This window comes from Shewanella sp. SR43-4 (assembly GCF_014163845.1).
GTDB classification, from domain to species: domain Bacteria; phylum Pseudomonadota; class Gammaproteobacteria; order Enterobacterales; family Shewanellaceae; genus Shewanella; species Shewanella vesiculosa.
Map to the genome: position 1 here is coordinate 166,985 of NZ_JACJEB010000003.1, position 18,415 is coordinate 185,399.

General features: G+C 39.9%; 16 protein-coding genes. 6 read left to right on the forward strand and 10 right to left on the reverse strand.

Features of this window, described 5'->3' with window-relative positions; all coding sequences use genetic code 11:
- The first annotated feature begins 22 nt into the window (after nt 1-22).
- Nucleotides 23-1,042, forward strand: coding sequence for a quinone-dependent dihydroorotate dehydrogenase (gene pyrD / locus H5123_RS04555; protein WP_124015902.1), 1,020 nt, complete (start codon nt 23-25; stop codon nt 1,040-1,042).
- A gap of 168 nt (nt 1,043-1,210) precedes the next feature.
- Nucleotides 1,211-1,744 (forward strand): cell division protein ZapC, encoded by a 534-nt coding sequence (locus H5123_RS04560; RefSeq protein WP_124015903.1) that lies wholly within the window; start codon nt 1,211-1,213, stop codon nt 1,742-1,744.
- Between the two features lie 268 nt (nt 1,745-2,012).
- Here H5123_RS04560 and dsbB read toward each other — a convergent pair whose 3' ends face one another.
- Both dsbB and nhaB read right to left on the reverse strand, forming a co-directional pair.
- On the reverse strand, nt 2,013-2,531 hold the full coding sequence (gene dsbB / locus H5123_RS04565; protein WP_182697161.1) for a disulfide bond formation protein DsbB: 519 nt from the start codon (nt 2,529-2,531) through the stop codon (nt 2,013-2,015).
- A 114-nt stretch (nt 2,532-2,645) separates the two neighbouring features.
- Nucleotides 2,646-4,238, reverse strand: coding sequence for a sodium/proton antiporter NhaB (nhaB, locus tag H5123_RS04570; RefSeq protein WP_182697162.1), 1,593 nt, complete (start codon nt 4,236-4,238; stop codon nt 2,646-2,648).
- 590 nt (nt 4,239-4,828) lie between these two features.
- On the opposite strand from nhaB, the gene fadR reads away from it, so the two are divergent.
- On the forward strand, nt 4,829-5,548 hold the full coding sequence (fadR, locus tag H5123_RS04575) for a fatty acid metabolism transcriptional regulator FadR (RefSeq protein WP_124015906.1): 720 nt from the start codon (nt 4,829-4,831) through the stop codon (nt 5,546-5,548).
- Nucleotides 5,549-5,653: 105 nt separating this feature from the next.
- Here the strand turns inward: fadR and H5123_RS04580 are convergent, their stop codons facing one another.
- The 4 genes from H5123_RS04580 to sodB all read right to left on the reverse strand — a co-directional run bounded on the left by H5123_RS04580 (nt 5,654) and on the right by sodB (nt 11,321).
- Complete coding sequence (locus tag H5123_RS04580; RefSeq protein ID WP_182697163.1) at nt 5,654-7,165, reverse strand: SpoVR family protein; 1,512 nt, start codon at nt 7,163-7,165, stop codon at nt 5,654-5,656.
- 9 nt (nt 7,166-7,174) lie between these two features.
- Nucleotides 7,175-8,440, reverse strand: a complete 1,266-nt coding sequence (locus H5123_RS04585) for a YeaH/YhbH family protein (protein ID WP_182697164.1) — start codon at nt 8,438-8,440, stop codon at nt 7,175-7,177.
- A gap of 63 nt (nt 8,441-8,503) precedes the next feature.
- Nucleotides 8,504-10,438 (reverse strand): PrkA family serine protein kinase, encoded by a 1,935-nt coding sequence (locus tag H5123_RS04590; RefSeq protein ID WP_124015909.1) that lies wholly within the window; start codon nt 10,436-10,438, stop codon nt 8,504-8,506.
- Between the two features lie 298 nt (nt 10,439-10,736).
- Entirely contained in the window at nt 10,737-11,321 is a 585-nt protein-coding gene (gene sodB, locus H5123_RS04595) for a superoxide dismutase [Fe] (RefSeq protein ID WP_124015910.1), read from the reverse strand.
- 232 nt (nt 11,322-11,553) lie between these two features.
- Between sodB and grxD the strand changes: the two genes are divergently transcribed.
- Nucleotides 11,554-11,895 (forward strand): Grx4 family monothiol glutaredoxin, encoded by a 342-nt coding sequence (grxD, locus tag H5123_RS04600; protein WP_011637214.1) that lies wholly within the window; start codon nt 11,554-11,556, stop codon nt 11,893-11,895.
- 110 nt (nt 11,896-12,005) lie between these two features.
- Here the strand turns inward: grxD and H5123_RS04605 are convergent, their stop codons facing one another.
- Nucleotides 12,006-13,235, reverse strand: coding sequence for a uracil-xanthine permease family protein (locus tag H5123_RS04605; RefSeq protein WP_124015911.1), 1,230 nt, complete (start codon nt 13,233-13,235; stop codon nt 12,006-12,008).
- Between the two features lie 238 nt (nt 13,236-13,473).
- Here H5123_RS04605 and H5123_RS04610 point away from each other — a divergent pair, with 238 nt between their 5' ends.
- Both H5123_RS04610 and hda read left to right on the forward strand, forming a co-directional pair.
- The gene (locus H5123_RS04610) at nt 13,474-14,571 is read left to right on the forward strand and encodes a DUF2066 domain-containing protein (RefSeq protein ID WP_182697165.1); all 1,098 of its coding nucleotides are present in this window, start codon (nt 13,474-13,476) and stop codon (nt 14,569-14,571) included.
- 154 nt (nt 14,572-14,725) lie between these two features.
- Nucleotides 14,726-15,436, forward strand: a complete 711-nt coding sequence (gene hda, locus H5123_RS04615) for a DnaA inactivator Hda (RefSeq protein ID WP_124015913.1) — start codon at nt 14,726-14,728, stop codon at nt 15,434-15,436.
- Nucleotides 15,437-15,531: 95 nt separating this feature from the next.
- On the opposite strand, the gene H5123_RS04620 is transcribed toward hda, so the two are convergent.
- From H5123_RS04620 to arsC, 3 genes are all read right to left on the reverse strand, one after another.
- Entirely contained in the window at nt 15,532-17,481 is a 1,950-nt protein-coding gene (locus tag H5123_RS04620) for a hypothetical protein (RefSeq protein ID WP_182697166.1), read from the reverse strand.
- A gap of 149 nt (nt 17,482-17,630) precedes the next feature.
- Nucleotides 17,631-18,008, reverse strand: a complete 378-nt coding sequence (locus H5123_RS04625) for a DUF2069 domain-containing protein (protein WP_124015915.1) — start codon at nt 18,006-18,008, stop codon at nt 17,631-17,633.
- Between the two features lie 11 nt (nt 18,009-18,019).
- Nucleotides 18,020-18,376, reverse strand: coding sequence for an arsenate reductase (glutaredoxin) (gene arsC / locus H5123_RS04630; RefSeq protein ID WP_182697167.1), 357 nt, complete (start codon nt 18,374-18,376; stop codon nt 18,020-18,022).
- Nucleotides 18,377-18,415: the final 39 nt, after the last annotated feature.

Sequence of the window (18,415 nt, forward strand, 5' to 3'; positions counted from 1 at the left end):
TTTTTTAGGTCTAGGAGAAAACATGTTTTACAAACTTGCACAGAAAGTAATGTTTCAGATGGACCCTGAGTTAGCTCATAATCTAGCGATTGGTAGCTTGAAAATTACCGGAAATAACCCATTAAACTGTTTCTATCGTCAACAGGTTAAATCCGCTCCTGTAACCTGTATGGGTCTGACGTTTCCTAATCCTGTTGGCTTAGCAGCGGGATTAGATAAAGACGGCGAGTCAATTGATGCTTTTCATGCGATGGGGTTTGGCCATGTTGAAGTCGGAACCGTAACACCACGCCCGCAACCGGGTAACGATCAACCAAGATTGTTTCGATTAAAACCTGCTAAAGGGATTATTAATCGGATGGGTTTTAACAATAAAGGTGTGGATAATCTGGTTCGTAATTTAATGGCCAAAAAGTCTGACATTATGGTTGGTGTGAATATAGGTAAAAACAAAGATACTCCAGTAGAGCAGGGTAAGGATGACTACTTGATCTGCATGGATAAAGTGTACCCATACGCCAGTTATATTGCGGTGAATATCTCTTCACCAAACACCCCAGGTTTACGTTCAATGCAATACGGTGAGTTACTTGACGACTTACTCAGTTCAATTAAAGCGAAACAAACAGAATTAACCGCTAAACACGGCAAATATGTCCCGGTTGCGCTCAAGATTGCGCCTGATTTAAGTTCAGACGAGATTAAAGCGATTGCGGATTCGTTACTGAGTAATCAGTTTGATGGTGTGATTGCGACTAATACAACATTAAGCCGAGATACTGTTACTGGTTTAAAACATGCCGAAGAAATGGGCGGTTTAAGCGGTAAGCCTTTGACTGATTTATCGACTCAAGTGATCAAACAATTAGCGATCTGTTTGCAAGGTAAGATCCCGATCATTGGTGTTGGTGGGATCAATAGTGCCGCAGATGCGATAGCTAAGTTTGATGCAGGCTCAACTATGGTGCAGATATACTCAGGTTTTATTTATCAAGGACCTAAATTAGTTGATCAGATCGCAAAGGCATATTGTTCAAAATAGCGCCTAAAACAGCTTTGTATTGATCAAAAATCATGCCGCGATCGAAGTTTTGATCGTTCGATCGCGCTAACACTCTGAAATTTATGTTATAATTTATAATTAAATTTTGATATTGAGTGAAAAATCATCTAATATATACGCGTGTTCAATATTTAGGTGTAAATAGTCATGTTATTAATGCCAAATAAGGACTGGCATTGGGAATACAATGAAAGCTTGAAGCAATTAAGTATTTCGTTGGGTTCTGAGATGGAGTTCTTAACGCCATATAAGACAAAATTGTTAATTCCAGATGCTCTTAAGGCAGCTGAATTTAACCTTGAACACGCCAAATTTTACATTAAAATGCTCGAAACCCTTCCTAAAGTGTTGCATATCTCCGATGCAGGTATTGTACAAACTGCACTGAACGCAACTGCCGCGCATTTTTTATTACAATCACAAATGCCTAAATCTTGGTTTTTTGACGTCAGTGATGAGTGTGTTTATTGTGATGTGGGTAAGTTGTTTCAGCTCAACTGCGGTTACTCTAAAGTATTGGCATTAGTTATTGCAAATGGCTTACAAGCAGCAACTGTGATGATTTTGTCACAATACTGTCAGCTATCTGAAAATAAATCATTAGCACAATTTGATATCATAAAAGTGATGCATAATCGTTTACATCCACTGCGTAAAGCTAAGCAAGTTGTCGCTGCATAAAAGAGTTGAATAGATAAGACACTCGAATCAATTTGTTCACTAGCTAGCATGTGCGGTTAGCGTATAAAAATAGTTCGAGTCTACTTCTATTGATAAACTTGCTAAAGTTTAATCCGCATGTATTATTCAAATCGCTATTTTATCAGGCGCGTCCGCCTCAATATTAAGCATTCATCGCTTATTCAGCCCTTTATTTGGCCTGTTATTCGAGCCGATTTTTAATCAACAATACTTAATCTAGTGCAATGGAATGACTCTAAGGCATAAATTACTGACTCTTATTAGTCGGTTTAAGTGCTGGTAACAAGACGATTAACCAAATCAAACCGTAAACAGCAAATCCAACCATCATCCACTGCGCCATACTGACAGACAACCATGACCAAGGTGAGTCGCTACACATGCCTGTCGGTGAAAAGACGGAAGGTAACCAAGTGTCTAACGGCATAAAGCTTGGGAACTCAGGATAAAAGGAACACGTTTCAAATGGTGATGGATTAACTTGCATCTGGTTTAGCTCATATGCTAATTTAAATCCCCAAATAGCTGATACTCCCCAGCTAACGATTCCGACCAAACGTAAAAACCACACTTTGGGTTGTAGTATACCCACAAGCCCAGTCAATATAAGACCCAATACCGCTACACGAATGTAAATACACATCACACACGGAGCGAGATCCATTCCATATTGAAAAAAGAGTGCCGCCAACTCTAGTCCTATGGCGGAGAATAACAATAAACCCCAAGAAAGACGGCTATGACTAAACTGCTGTAATGGTGACAATGTCGGATTCCTAAGTGTGCGAAGAGATAAAAAAACACCCTCAAATGAGGGTGTTTAAACAAACTATAGTGACTTTAAAATAATTTATCAGCTAAGTCCATTAAGCTGATGTAATTAATGTCCCATTGCCGCGCCACTTAAGTCTTTAGCTGAGTGGTGAATAATTAATTGGCTCTCATATAATGTGTTAGTCATGTCGGTTAAGAAACCTGCCTCAATCGCCATTACCCCCACAATCGATAGCACGATAGTATAGGGTAGTGCCATCCACACCATGCGGCCATAAGACAAGCGAATAAGTGGCGCAATAGCAGATGTTAACAAGAATAAGAATGCCGCTTGACCGTTTGGTGTCGCAACCGAAGGTAGGTTAGTACCGGTATTAATTGCTACAGCTAGTAAGTCAAATTGGTCTCGAGTAATTTGGCCACTCATTAACGCAGATTTTACTTCATTAATGTAGACTGTACCCACAAACACGTTATCACTCACCATAGACAGTAAGCCGTTAGCAATGTAGAAAATAACTAACTGCATATTGCCTTCATAACTCAATGCCCATTGGATCACTGGAGCGAATAAATCTTGATCAATGATGACACCTACGATGGCAAAAAATACAGCAAGTAACGCAGTGAAAGGCAACGCTTCTTCGAATGCTTTACCTAATGAATGTTCGTCTGTGATGCCATTAAATGCTGTAGCTAAGATGATGACAGATAATCCAATCAAGCCAACAGAAGCTAAATGAAGTGCTAAACCGGCAATTAACCACACACCAATAAGAGCCTGAACGACGAGTTTCATTTTATCTTGGTTGGTTCTGTGTGAGTCTTCATGAGCAGCGTAATCAGATAAGATCCTATGAACCGCATCTGGTAATTGGGCTCCATAACCAAATACTTTGAATTTCTCGACAAGAAAACACGTTAATATACCAGCAATCAATACTGGCATAGTCACTGGTGCCATACGTAAGAAAAACTCACCAAATTGCCAATGGGCCTGCGCCGCAATGATTAAGTTTTGCGGTTCACCCACCATAGTACATACGCCACCCAGTGCAGTACCGATACCTGAGTGCATTAATAAATTACGTAAAAATGCCCGAAACGATTCTAATTCGTCATCATTTAATTGTCCGCTAGACTCAGACGTATGGTCGTGACCGTTACTATCACTAAAACTCTTACCCGATGCGACTTTGTGGTAGATAGAGTAAAAACCGACGGCAACAGCAATGATCACCGCAATCACGGTTAAGGCATCTAAGAAGGCTGATAAAAAAGCTGATGCAGTACAAAACATCAAAGACACGATAATTTTTGAGCGTACTTTAGTGATCATTTTGGTAAATACAAACAGCAATAGCTGTTTCATAAAGTAAATACCAGCGACCATAAATACCAATAAGAGCAATACTTCTAAATTAGCTTCTATTTCATGTAGCACTTGTGAGGGCGAAGTCATTCCTATGATGACGGCTTGAATGGCTAAAAGACCACCCGGTTGCAGTGGATAACATTTTAATGCCATAGCTAAAGTGAAAATAAATTCCACCACTAGCACCCATCCAGCGACAAAAGGATTTACATAGAAAAAGAGCAGGGGGTTGATGACTAAAAATGCCAAAATTGCGTATTTGTACCATTTAGGTGAATTACCTAAAAAGTTAACAAACAGCGCCTGACTTTTGGTTGCCTGCATAGCAGCCTCTCCGATATTGTGATTGTTACAGTATTGGTACCATTTTTGATGCTAGCAACACATTATTATTTTCAACAGAACTGGGAGAATAGAAGCAACTTCATATTAAAAACTTGATGGATATCAACTTTTCATTAATTTGCGCCAAATAACCTATCGAGGCAAATTGAACATTACCGTCTATTTATTGTTGTGAAATTATAGTGTCTTGATATAGCAAACAATGTGTTAGCCTACATAATTATGCGGCAAACTCGATATGGCTCTTGTATTTTCGCTGCTAGTGTAGCTCAAACAAAATTGAATTGTAATGTCGTTATTTGCTCCCAAAAATACTACATTACATCAACAAGCTAGCTACATGAGTATATACTAAACTTGTGTTATTTTATCGATAAAATTGCTATAGGTTTATGATTTTAGTAATTTAATGTGAATAGTATCTGATTATTGAAGTTGTAATGGCTCATAGTAGGTTAAAAAATAGTCGTAATGAGCGTCCTGAATAAACAATGGTTTTTATTTTCCACCGCTCTGGTATGATCAGTGCAATAGTTTCGCCATTGTTTAGCAATAGGATATGAAGGCTGATGATCATCAATGCCAAAGGGCCAGCGAGTTTTGCCGAGAAATATATTGTTCGTTCCATTTGGGAAAATAAATTTCCACCCGGATCAATTTTACCTGCGGAACGTGAGCTCTCAGAACTTATCGGTGTCACTCGTACGACGTTAAGAGAAGTTCTGCAGCGTCTTGCTCGAGATGGTTGGTTGAAAATTCAGCATGGTAAACCTACCCAAGTGAACAACTTTTGGGAAACCTCTAGTTTAAATATTTTAGAAACCATTGCTGATTTGAACCCTGATGGTTTTCCATTACTCGTCGATCAACTCATGGCTGCTCGTGGTAACGTAAGCAACATTTATTTTCGTGCATCCATTCGCCACAATCCTGAAAAAGTGGTTGAAGTCTTGGCCGACATTCACAGTTTAGAAAATAACGCTGAAGCCTATGCTGCATTTGATTATAAGTTGCATCACACATTAGCATTTGCATCGGGTAACCCATTATATGTATTGATTTTAAATGGCTTTAAAGGCCTTTATAATCGTGTGGGTCGTTATTATTTTTCCAGCCAAGAAGCCCGTGAATTAACCCTAAGCTTTTATCTTAAGCTGGAAAAACTCGCCCAAGCTAAAAATTATATTGATGTACCAGCATTGATGCGAGCCAATGGTATTGAAAGTGGCAAAATGTGGCAAAAGCTGCGTGATGACCTGCCTGCTGAAATGGGCCATGATAATACTTAATTTACAGTGATGAGTTGAGCATTTATCGTTAAATGAGAATACCGATTTATTTACCTCGGATATTGAATCTCAATTTGAAAAGCCAATCAAGTCGATTGGCTTTTTTTATGCTGTCGCTTCAGGACAGCTTGATAATACCCTCACAATATCTACATCGTCTACTTGCTCTAAGCTGACATTGAAACCCCATAGCCGATGTAAATGCTTCAACATCTCTTGATGGTTATCTGCAAGTGGGATGCTGTCATAGGGGATGTAGCGTAAGGTGATAGAACGATCGCCATTCACTTGCACTTGTTGCACCTGAATATTGGGTTCTATATTGGATAAATTATATTGTTGTGACAGAGTGTTGCGGATATCTTGATAACCTTGTTCATCATGAATGGCCGAAATGGAAAGTTGGCTACGTTTTTCATCATCTAAAATAGCAAATAATTTAAAATCACGGATCACTTTTGGTGATAAATATTGGCTAATAAAACTCTCATCTTTAAAGTGCTTCATCGCAAAGTGAACCGTTTCAAGCCAATCGCTGCCGGCAATGTCGGGAAACCACTTTTTATCTTCATCGGTTGGTGTTTGGCAAATTCGTTTTATATCGACAAACATTGCAAAACCTAAGGCATAAGGGTTTATGCCATTATAGTAAGGGCTATTGTAGGCAGGTTGCGCAACCACAGCAGTATGATTTTGCAAAAACTCCATCATAAAACGGTCAGTGACTTTACCATTATCGTATAAATGATTGAGTATGGTGTAATGCCAAAATGTCGCCCAACCTTCATTCATCACTTGAGTTTGTTTTTGTGGATAAAAATATTGCGCCATTTTACGAACAATTCGGACTAATTCACGTTGCCATGAAGCCAGTAATGGGGCATTTTTTTCAATAAAATATAAAATGTTTTCTTGGGGCTCACTTGGGAAAATAGTACTTGTTTCTGGCGTTTCTTTTTGTGGTGATGTTGGCAGAGTTCGCCACAAGTCATTGACTTGGCTCTGTAAATAATCTTCACGTTGCTGCTGTTTTTCTTGCTCTTGCTTCAGTGACACTTCTGCTGGACGTTTATAGCGGTCAACACCGTAATTCATCAATGCATGACAAGAGTCGAGAATTAACTCAACTTGTTCAACCCCATAACGTAACTCACATTCGCGGATATAATTTTTAGCAAAGACTAAATAATCGATAATCGAGCTGGCATCGGTCCAAGTATCGAATAAATAGTTATTTTTAAAAAAACTATTATGACCATAACAAGCGTGCGCCATGACTAATGCTTGCATGGTAATGGTATTTTCTTCCATTAAATAGGCAATACATGGGTTTGAATTAATCACAATTTCGTATGCCAAGCCCATCTGGCCACGCTTATAGCCTTGCTCTGTTTGGATAAATCGCTTGCCAAATGACCAGTGGGTATAACCAATGGGCATACCAATGCCAGCATAGGCATCCATCATTTGTTCAGCAGTAATAATTTCAATTTGATTTGGGTAAGTTTCAAGTTTAAAAAATGTCGCTGCATTTTCAATTTCATGTTGATATTGTTGCAGTAAGTCAAATGTCCACTCGGGTCCATCATCTAATGGGCTACGTTTTATATTCACCATGATCACCCCCTACATAGCTTGTTTTTTAAAGAGTTCACGAAATACTGGGTATATGTCTTCTACGTGGGTAATATTCTGTACTGCAATGTTGTCAAATTGCTGTTGCAGTTTCTCATATTGGTGCCATAACGTCTGATGAGCGCGATGGGTTATTTCTATGTAACTAAAATAGCGAACCTTTGGCAAAATATGTTTTGCTAAAATGTCATAGCAGGCAGGCGAGTCATCGGCCCAATTATCACCGTCAGAGGCTTGAGCGGCATAAATATTCCATTCATTTTCTGGGTAGCGTGCTTGCTGTATTTCATGCATTAGCTTTAATGCACTTGATACGATAGTCCCGCCAGTTTCTTGTGAGTAAAAAAACTCATGTTCGTCGACTTCTTTAGCCTGTGTATGATGGCGAATATACACCACCTCAAGATTTTGATAACTGCGCGTCAGGAAGAGGTAAAGTAATATATAGAAACGCTTAGCCATATCTTTGGTTTCTTGATCCATTGATCCAGATACATCCATCAGACAAAACATTACCGCTTGGCTAGAAGGGATTTCACGTTTGGCATAGTTGTTAAAGCGCAAATCAAAAGTATCGATAAAAGGTACTTTTGCGATTTGCTGCTTGAGTAATAATATCTGTTCCTTTATGGCTAAAATTCTTTCTGCTTGAGCACCTGGCGTGTCCTCCAGCATGACAAGTTCGGCTTCCAATGCCTGTAGCGCTTTCTTTTTGCCACCGCTCATGGCAATTCGTCTCGCCAAAGATGAACGCAACGATCTGACAATATTAATGTTAGCGGGCACGCCATCATTGGTAAATCCCGCACGATAGGTTTGATATTCAACTAATTTATTTAGCTGATTTTTTTGTAAATTAGGCAGTTCGAGATCGTCGAACAGTAACTCTAGATATTCGTCTTTTGAGATCGTAAATACAAAATCATCATCACCGTCACCGCTATTTGATGCATCACCTTGCCCAGAACCGCCTTGGCCAGATTTAGGTCGTTGAACTTGGTCACCGCGATTAAATTGATCATTCCCAGGGTGTACTCTGTCCCTTCTGCCACCTTGACCTTGTCTGAAAACTGGTTCACTAAGGTCTCGAGTCGGAATGCTAATCTGTTCACCTTTATCAATATCAGTAACACTGCGACGAGTGACTGCTTCTCCGACAGCTTTTTTGATTTGTTTTTTATAGCGCTCAATAAAACGCTGCCGATTGACGGTGCTTTTTCCTTTTGCATTGAGTCGTCTATCAATAAAATTTGCCATACGCCTCTCCCAAGTCTAATTCATGGCAAAGTCAACAAGGGCTGACTCTGCCAACCTGGCGTTTTACGATGATTTGCGCACTCGTAAATACCATTCTGACAATAATCTGACTTGTTTTTTGGTGTAGCCTTTTTCCATCATACGATTAACAAAATCGTCATGCTTACGCTGATCGTCATTGGATGTTTTGCCGTTAAATGAAATCACTGGCAGTAAATCCTCAGTGTTAGAAAACATTTTTTTCTCTATCACAACGCGTAATTTTTCATAACTGGTCCACAAAGGATTATTGCCTTCATTGTTGGCGCGAGCTCGCAGAACAAAGTTAACAATCTCATTACGGAAGTCTTTTGGATTACTAATTCCAGCAGGTTTTTCTATTTTTTCCAGTTCTGCATTGAGTGCCCCACGATCGAACAGCTGTCCTGTTTCGGGATCTCGATATTCTTGATCTTGAATCCAAAAATCGGCATAAGTAACATAGCGGTCAAAAATATTTTGGCCGTATTCTGAATAGGACTCAAGGTAAGCGGTTTGTATTTCCTTGCCAATAAATTCAACATACTTAGGGATTAAATAACCTTTAAGGAACTCTAAATATTTTTCACTTACTTCATTCGGAAATTGTTCTTGTTCAATTTGTTTTTCGAGTACATAAAATAAGTGCACTGGATTTGCGGCTATTTCTGCACTGTCAAAGTTAAACACTCTAGATAGAATTTTAAAGGCAAAGCGGGTGGATAGTCCTTGCATTCCTTCATCTACGCCAGCGTAGTCACGGTATTCTTGGTAGGACTTTGCTTTTGGGTCGGTATCTTTTAAGCTTTCACCGTTGTATACACGCATCTTGGAATAAATAGATGAGTTATCCGGTGCTTTTAAGCGAGAGAGCACACTAAATTGTGCCAAGGTTTCTAAGGTGCCTGGGGCACAAGATGCGTTTGATAATTCTGAATTGGCTAAAAGTTTTTGGTAGATCGCCATTTCTTCAGAAACCCTCAAGCAGTAGGGCACTTTGACGATATAGACGCGATCTAAAAATGCTTCATTGTTTTTATTATTTCTAAACGTTGACCATTCTGATTCATTCGAATGGGCTAAAATAATGCCGTTGTACGGTAGTGCTGATAAGCCCTCTGTACTGTTGTAATTACCTTCCTGGGTTGCAGTCAATAATGGATGTAATACCTTAATTGGTGCCTTAAACATTTCGACAAATTCCATTAAGCCTTGGTTTGCTCTGCATAATGCACCTGAGTAGGCATAGGCATCAGCATCATCTTGTGAGAAATGCTCTAATTGACGAATATCGACTTTACCGACTAAAGCTGAAATATCTTGGTTGTTTTCATCACCGGGTTCTGTTTTAGCAATGCCGATTTGGTCTAGCACCGATGGATACACTTTTACTACTTTGAACTTTGAAATATCGCCACCGTATTGGTGTAAACGTTTTACTGCCCATGGAGACATGATTGTTTTGATATAACGACTGGGGATCTGGTATTCATTGTTCAGTAACTGACTGTCTTCTTCGGGATCAAACAAGCAAAAAGGATGGTCGTTAACCGGACTACGAACCCCATCAGCACTTAGTATGTAAATAGGCACATGCTGCATAAGTACCTTGAGTTTTTCGGCAATGGACGATTTACCGCCACCAACAGGACCGAGAAGATACAAAATTTGTTTTGATTCTTCTAAGCCTTGAGCAGAATGCTTTAAATAAGCCACAATCTGTTCAATCGCGTCCTCCATACCATAAAAGTCTTTGAATGCTGGATAGCTTGCAATAACACGATTAGAAAAAATACGGCTTAAGACAGGATTTTTTGCTGTGTCGATAATCTGTGGTTCACCAATGGCCATTAATAAGCGTTCGGCAGCAGATACATAGGCACTTTTGTCTTGTTTACAAATATCAAGAAATTGCTCCAAGGTATATTCTTCGTCGCGTTTTTGTTGATATCGTTGTTGATAATGCTCAAAAATACCCATAATAACCCCCTCAAAACATGCAGTTGTATTACGTAAAACGCCTCTGTGGCTAACGCAATGGTTTGACTATATTACTGGACCAATTAGCGCAATATTAGGCTTTACGAGTAAAGTGTAGGACAGGGTAAATGACTTGGCGAAGTTTTAATGGAAAATAAATTAAATAAAAACAAAGACAAACAGTAGCATTTGCAATAGTTGCAAAAATAGAAGTGTGATGTGAGTCATACTTTGTGGCAAGAAAAGATTTAAAAAAAGGAGCCAAAAGGCTCCTTTAGTTTTTTGCAGCTAATGAAGATTAAGCAGCAAAGTTCTTGTTAACAAATTCCCAGTTAACAAGTTGCCAGAAGTGCGCTAAATACTCTGGACGTGCGTTACGGTAATCAACGTAGTAAGCATGTTCCCATACGTCTACAGTTAATAAAATAGTCACTGATTCATCTGTTAACGGTGTAGCAGCATTACTGGTGTTAACAATGGCTAATGAACCGTCAGCTTTTTTAACTAACCAAGTCCAAGCACTACCGAAGTTGTTGACTGCAGAATCGGTAAATTTAGCTTTGAATTCTTCAAAAGAACCAAAAGATGCATTGATAGCAGCAGCGATATCGCCAGTTGCTTCACCGCCAGCGTTAGGCGCTAAACAGTTCCAGTAAAAAGTGTGGTTCCAAACTTGAGCGGCGTTGTTGAACATACCACCAGTTGAAGTTTTAACAACTTCTTCTAGCGTCTTGTTAGCAAATTCAGTTCCTTCAACTAAACCGTTTAGTTTTACCACGTAAGTGTTGTGATGCTTACCATAATGGAACTCAATGGTTTCTTGAGAAATGTGTGGTTCAAGTGCGTTCTTTGCATAAGGTAAAGCTGGTAGTTCGAAAGCCATTAGTATCTCTCCATGGATTCAGGTTATCGTTTTGTTTACCAATCAGGTAACATTGCTCTACTTCTATTGTACTGATTATTTTTGTGATGTGAATCATTGTTTGGGAATTATCTGGATTGCTGTAGCTATTTAATGGATTTTAGATAAACCCTACAAACTGTGGCATTTTGTTCTTTGTCTAGGTGTCGTACAATAGTCGTTATGTGTTCATTCGTCGTACTTAGGAAATCCAATGGAAACTGTAGAAAAGATTAAACAGCAAATTAGCGAAAACCCAATTATTGTGTACATGAAAGGTTCACCTAAGCTACCAAGCTGTGGATTTTCATCTCAAGTTGCTCAAGTGATGATCAATTGTGGTGAACAATTTGCCTTCGTAGATATTTTACAGCACCCAGATATTCGTGCTGAACTACCAAAATTTGCTAACTGGCCAACATTCCCACAGCTATGGGTTGAAGGCGAGTTGATTGGTGGTTGTGACATCATCACTGAAATGTTCCAAAAAGGTGAACTTCAGCCAATCATTAAAGCGACTGCTGATAAATTCCGCACCGAAGACGCTGCAGAGTAATGAGTATTGATTGAGTGTTTAATGCACTGATTAAAAAGCCCCAATCGCAATTTGCGATTGGGGCTTTTTTATAGCGCCTTACTGATTAAGCAGCTTCTATGTTAAAGAGGTTATGCCTCAGTTGGTGGCTTTTTTATCGCTGGTAAAATCAAGTTCATCAAAATAGCCACAATCCCGCATAAGCTGATACCGGTTAAGCTAAATGAGCCAATGCCAAATGCCATGCCACCAATACCGAACACTAACGTTACCCCAACAATACTGAGATTACGGGGTTCAGACAAATCGACTTGATGACGAATTAGGGTGTTTAATCCCACTGCGGCAATTGAGCCAAAGAGTAGGCACATTATGCCACCCATGACGGGAACGGGAATTGTTTGCATCATGGCGCCCAGTTTGCCAACAAAAGCTAAGGTAATTGCGGTAATCGCTGTCCACGTCATAATGCGAGGGTCAAAACTTTTAGTGAGTGTCACCGCGCCAGTTACTTCACTGTATGTGGTGTTAGGTGGACCACCCAATGCTGCTGCAGCAATCGTGGCAATACCGTCACCAGTCAGGGTGCGATGTAAGCCAGGCTTTTTAAAATAATCTTTACCTGTCACATTTGAAATAGCCAAAATATCACCAATGTGTTCAACGGCAGGCGCAATGGCCACTGGGATCATAAATAAAATAGCTTGCCAGTTAAACTCTGGGGCAACAAAGTTTGGCATAGCTAACCAAGCGGCTTCACTTACGGGCGTAAAATCAACAACACCAAAGGCTAAGCTAGTGCCATAGCCGACTAAAATACCGGCCAGAATAGGCATTAAACGAACTAATCCTTTAGCAAAAATCGCCACGATTATGGTAGTCGTTAAGGCTGAAAGAGAAATTATTAGGGCAATATTGGGCTCAACGATGACTAAGCTACCATCACCACTTTTACCTAATGCCATATTGACAGCGACTGGCGCTAAGCCTAAACCGATGATCATAATTACTGGGCCGACAACCACAGGGGGTAACAGGGTATGAATAAATCCTGTGCCGCGCAGTTTTACCGTTAGCCCAAGTAGCATGTAAACTGCGCCAGCAGCCATTAAACCACCCATGGTGGCTGGAATACCCCATGTTTGCACGCCATATAAAATGGGGGCGATAAAGGCAAAGGAAGAAGCGAGAAATACAGGAACTTGGCGTTTAGTGACTAATTGAAACAGAAGGGTACCGAAACCGGCTGTAAATAAGGCGACACTGGTATCTAAACCCGTCAATAACGGCATTAGTACAAGCGCACCAAAAGCGACAAATAACATTTGTGCGCCCTGTAGCGGAATTAACACGCGTTTCATATTGTTCTCCATCAGTATTTAGAAAGTTAGCGTGTGCTCAAACGGCGCGAATTGTCACATAAAAGCTATCATATGCATAACAACTTTGAGGACGCTGTAGCGATTAATGTTATTTGATATGGCTACAATATAGGGTCAATTTGGCAGTAGTAAAAAAGAGTTTTCGTTATCCATTACTCGATAGAATTTTATTATGATATAATTTGTTCACTTATATTTGCTGCGTTTATGTTATCTGATGCTGAAAAAACTAATTAATCTCATTGTGTTACCGATAATTGCATTAACCTCTATTGCGACTGTGTATGCTGCTGAAGTCGGCAAGTTAGATGAAGCCGATATTGCGGTGAGTTCACGTGCAAATGATGTTAAAGATAATGCGCTAAAAGAGGCATTAGCTGCTGTTTTCTTGAAAAATTCTGGTTTACCTAGTGTGGTGCTTCACCCCCTAGTTAAAGCTCAAATTAATGCTCCTGAGGTCATTTTGACTCAATATGGTTATTATGAGTCAAATGGTGAGTTGATGCTCAAAGCCAGTTTTGACCATCAGCGGGTGATTTCAACATTACGCGAAGCCGGTTTACCTGTTTGGGGGAGCCAGCGGCCATTAACCTTGTTGTGGATATCCGTTGATGAAAATAATCAGCAAACTATTTTAGCTGATGATTCGGCCACAGATATACGTACTGATTTAGCCCAAGAGTCTAATAATAAAGGCATTCCATTATTGTTGCCTATTATGGATTTAGATGATGTTATGCAAGTGAGCATTACTGATGTGCGTGGTATGTTTACCGATGTATTAGCCAAAGCATCAACCCGTTACCAAGCTGATTACTTTGCTGTTGCCAATATTGATACCCAAGGTAGCAACCTACATTACAGCATTAAGTTATTCGATAAAAACAGAACTAATGGTGTGTTGGTGGCTTTAATTTCTCAACAAGGTGATGCCACCGATTATCAACAAGCAACCAAAAGTATGATGAGTATTCTGGCGGATTATTATATTAGTCAATATGCTATTGCTTCTACAGGCGGTGACCTTACAACACAAGTCAGATTTACCGGATTAAATAATATGACTCAAGTGGTGAATGTTGAACGTTACCTTCGTCAGCTTAGTGCCGTTAAGTCGATAACATTAAGCCAGTTTAAGGGCGATTCTGCCACTTATACTATTGACTTGTTTAGTAATTTAGATGATTTGCAGCGGTTGCTTAATATTGATAGCCGCTTATCACAATTAGATACTGTGGGCAGTGTCGATTCATTTTATGAGTCAACTACTGACAACACTAAACCTAAGTTGATTTATCAATGGTTGGGTCAATAAGTATGATCAATCGGTGCGCTATACTGCTTTATCGTATAGCGTGAAATGCTGTATCTGAGGCATCTTTATGTTGAGGCTTATTGCCTATATTCGCATAATGGACTCACTCAGGTATAATGATGTTAGTTCGTTTATGATTTTGAGACCTATCTGAGTGACACAAAACTCACCAAGACAATTATCTTTACCCGTTTATTTACCTGACGATGAAACTTTTCAGAGTTATTACCCCGCTTCGGGTAATGACGAGTTGATCCAAAAACTTCAAGCCAGTGCTGAGGGATCCTTGGCTTCTTCTTTATATCTTTATGGTCCCGAAAAGTCAGGCAGAACACATTTAATGCATGCTGCTTGCGCACATGCTAACGACTTAGACCGCCGTACTTTGTATATCCCACTTGGCATTCACGCAAGTATTTCTCCGGCCTTGTTTGAGGGCCTAGAATCGCTTGACTTGATTTGTATTGACGATGTTGAAGCGATAGCGGGTCACCCTGTATGGGAAGAAGCCATTTTTCATTTGTATAATCGTATTGCAGAGCAACAAGATTGTCGTTTGATTGTGAGCGGTAAAGCCTCACCTTCAGAAACGGGTTTTTTACTGCCCGATTTGGTTTCTCGAATGCAGTGGGGACTCATATATCAACTGCAACCTATGGCTGATGATGAAAAACTGCTTGCATTACAACGCCGTGCGGCAATGCGTGGCTTGCAGTTATCTGATGAAGTAGGGCGTTTTTTACTCACACGTATGGCTCGTGATTTACGCACCTTGTTTGATGTGCTCGATAAACTCGATAAAGCCTCTATGGTACATCAGCGAAAACTGACTATTCCCTTTATAAAAGAGATGCTTAGGCTATAATTCCTTATAAAAATTATCGTTGTCAGTCTATCCTATTAGATAAACAAAAACGCCAAATGAATTCATTTGGCGTTTTTGTTTAGTGAGTTAATAACTTATTGCTGCAGATGATCATTGCCACTAAATTGTAATGGTCGAGAGTCAACAGCATTTTGTTCAGCTTGAGATGAGACTTTCTGTGATGATTTTGATGGATCAGTTGTTAGCACTAAATTTTGTGCCCAACTCAGACCTTTAATTAACGCTACAGGTGCGGGCAAACCATCCATCACTTGTGTTACCCCTATTGCAGGTAACATTTGGCTCACAACATAGCTAGCACGATCATATAACTCAGGTTGGCCGATACGGCCGCGCTGACCCCATTCAACCACAATGGTTGAACTTGTGGCAACTTCTGGTTTGTCAGTAATCGCGATATCACGCAAAATACCATATCGATGGCTCATCATCACTTCTTCAAATAGCATCGCTGCATCTTCTCGTGTTGATGAATAAGCATAGTCATCGTTGGCAAGATCGTTGGCAAAAAATTGTGCGACGTCACTTGGTGTATAAGCTTTTTGGGTATTATTTGCTGACTCGCCAGCGTAATTAACGTTTGCAAGACCATACATCTCAGTACTGGTTAATGGGTAGCGGATGTTGAGTTGATCAGAGGTCATCGCATTAGCCTCATAACGACGTTGATATTCTTCTTTTAAGGTTGGACCTTGAATATTGGCATGTATGCTTTGTGGGTAATAATCATTTGCATGAGCAAGTTCGTGATATAAGAGCCTGGCTAGATTAGAAGACATATTCTCCATGGTACGGTTAGTACGATTGCCTATTTCTATATATTGACCAGCATAATCGTTGTTTTTGACATAACGATATGGCGAGAGATAATTAAGCTCTTCACCAAAGTTGCTACGATAATCAGGCGTTTCATTAATCGTATCTCGCTGTGCTGAAGTTAGCCACAGGTATTCAGGGTCTAAATATATTGCTCCTATATAACCAGCATAAAAGGCCGGTCTAATATCGTAACTGATGACGATAGCAGTCACTGATTGCAGCAATTCTACAAAATCATTGTGAGTTTGTGCACGTAAATAGGCTTCAAAGTTTGCTGCCATCCAGTCGTGTGAAACGAGTACTCTGTCCATAATAGTATCAATCGGGTCTGGCTCAGCATCTTGGCTAATGAAGGGCAGCACATTAACAATATTGCATGGCTCAACGAATTGATTCGAGTAAACACAAGAGGCCAGTTGGTTAGCATAAGGTGAGTCAGGCTTGTAAGCGTGCGTTCGTGCAACGGGGTAACTGAAGTAGGCGTCCGCTGGGGCCGCTTTTTCTTTGGTTACGAGTAAATTGACGTCATCACTGATCGTTTGGCCATCAAATGAGGCTGTGGCTTTAAGACTGAAGAGTTGATCGGTATCGACATTTGGCGCAACAAACAGTGGCCTAGTAATGTCACTTAAATCCACGTTAGTAAAGGCTTTATTATTATCACTAGGATACATGCACCAGCTAATATTTTCAGGTACTTGGCCGTTAATATTCTGTATACGTAAACTCGCATCAGTTCTATTGACCATTTGATGATCGCTGTTAATACGTAAAATATTGTCACCTGAATCGGCAGTAATGGATACCGTTTCTTCAATACTGATGTTATCGCCAGAGACAGTCACCTTAAAAGCGTAATCTTGGTTACTTGTCGGTGTGAATGCTAAAACTTGGCTATTGACTGCTGTTAGTTCAAGGCTTGGTCCTGAAATCTGCTGCCACAAAAATGTTTTACCAATACTGTCTTGTTGATTGAGATTGGCAATAATGCTACCGGGTTTGTCTTTGGCATAATGGTGTTCAACAATAAAAGTCAGTTGAGAGTTTGTGTCGGCAATAGAGTAAGTGATATTTTCACTGCAAATTTCGAAAGCGGATGAGGTAGGCGTACCTTGATCGTTATTGTTTGAATCTCCTCCGCATGCGCTAACTAACATGGCACAGGCTAAAAGGCTGTAGGGCCCTAATTTTCGCGATAACGTCATTAAACCACTCCATGATTATTTTGTTGTTATTAAAAAACACACTATGCAACATCTTGTTAACGAATAAATGTAGCATGCTGTCTTGTTTAAATGCAATCAACAAAAAAGCGCCCGAAAGCGCTTAGATAAACAACAAAAATGAAGGTGGTTTATTGTTGCTCAGACTTTTTCTTTAGCCCTAATCCTAGCTCTCTACCTCGCTTGCGGGCATAAAATGGAAAAGTGATTAATAGAATGCCAATCAGTACTGATTCAATCACCGCAAATACAAACGCATCGGTAGTGATGTAAGCCAGGGTTAAGCCATGCAATAAATACACACACAGAATAAAGCTGGCCCATGCATAAGTATAAGGATTACCAGTTAAAATACCTTTTAGCGGAAATAATAAAGGTACAATCCATATTAAGCTGAACCCTAGCGAATAGGTGCCATTGATGCCTTGTTGAATAAACCAACCGCTAAGCAGTAGGAGTAACGCAAGGTAACCGATTCGGCTTAGTTGAAACAAGGTTTGGGAAGTCATTATGGTACTCGTTACAGAATAGACAAAACATTTTCAGGAGGACGGCCAATAGCAGCTTTGTTGTTGGCTAGCACAATTGGGCGTTCAATTAACTTAGGTGTTGCTACCATAGCAGCAATAAGGTGCGCTTCTGATAAGGATGCATCTGCTAAGTATTGGCTTTTATATTCATCTTCTTTGGTTCGCATTAGCTGGCGCGCCGTTAAACCCAGAAGCTGTAATATGGTCTGTATTTCCGTGGCGGATAGCGGCGTCTTTAAATATTCAACGACTGTGATATCGGCGTTATTAGCCTGCAGTAATGCTAAGGTTTCACGGCTTTTTGAGCAGCGCGGGTTATGGTAAATAATTGTTTTTGCAGTTGTCATGTTTAGAGTCCGTCATTAAAAAATGGCAAACAATAAATT

Bases quoted from the DNA above. Each gene is read 5' to 3' on its own strand.
- pyrD (WP_124015902.1), top strand. From the start codon at position 23: ATGTTTTACAAACTTGCACAGAAAGTAATGTTTCAGATGGACCCTGAG.
- H5123_RS04560 (WP_124015903.1), top strand. From the start codon at position 1,211: ATGTTATTAATGCCAAATAAGGACTGGCATTGGGAATACAATGAAAGC.
- nhaB (WP_182697162.1), bottom strand. From the start codon at position 4,238: ATGCAGGCAACCAAAAGTCAGGCGCTGTTTGTTAACTTTTTAGGTAAT.
- fadR (WP_124015906.1), top strand. From the start codon at position 4,829: ATGATCATCAATGCCAAAGGGCCAGCGAGTTTTGCCGAGAAATATATT.
- H5123_RS04580 (WP_182697163.1), bottom strand. From the start codon at position 7,165: ATGGTGAATATAAAACGTAGCCCATTAGATGATGGACCCGAGTGGACA.
- H5123_RS04585 (WP_182697164.1), bottom strand. From the start codon at position 8,440: ATGGCAAATTTTATTGATAGACGACTCAATGCAAAAGGAAAAAGCACC.
- H5123_RS04590 (WP_124015909.1), bottom strand. From the start codon at position 10,438: ATGGGTATTTTTGAGCATTATCAACAACGATATCAACAAAAACGCGAC.
- sodB (WP_124015910.1), bottom strand. From the start codon at position 11,321: ATGGCTTTCGAACTACCAGCTTTACCTTATGCAAAGAACGCACTTGAA.
- grxD (WP_011637214.1), top strand. From the start codon at position 11,554: ATGGAAACTGTAGAAAAGATTAAACAGCAAATTAGCGAAAACCCAATT.
- H5123_RS04605 (WP_124015911.1), bottom strand. From the start codon at position 13,235: ATGAAACGCGTGTTAATTCCGCTACAGGGCGCACAAATGTTATTTGTC.
- H5123_RS04610 (WP_182697165.1), top strand. From the start codon at position 13,474: ATGCTGAAAAAACTAATTAATCTCATTGTGTTACCGATAATTGCATTA.
- H5123_RS04620 (WP_182697166.1), bottom strand. From the start codon at position 17,481: ATGACGTTATCGCGAAAATTAGGGCCCTACAGCCTTTTAGCCTGTGCC.
- H5123_RS04625 (WP_124015915.1), bottom strand. From the start codon at position 18,008: ATGACTTCCCAAACCTTGTTTCAACTAAGCCGAATCGGTTACCTTGCG.
- arsC (WP_182697167.1), bottom strand. From the start codon at position 18,376: ATGACAACTGCAAAAACAATTATTTACCATAACCCGCGCTGCTCAAAA.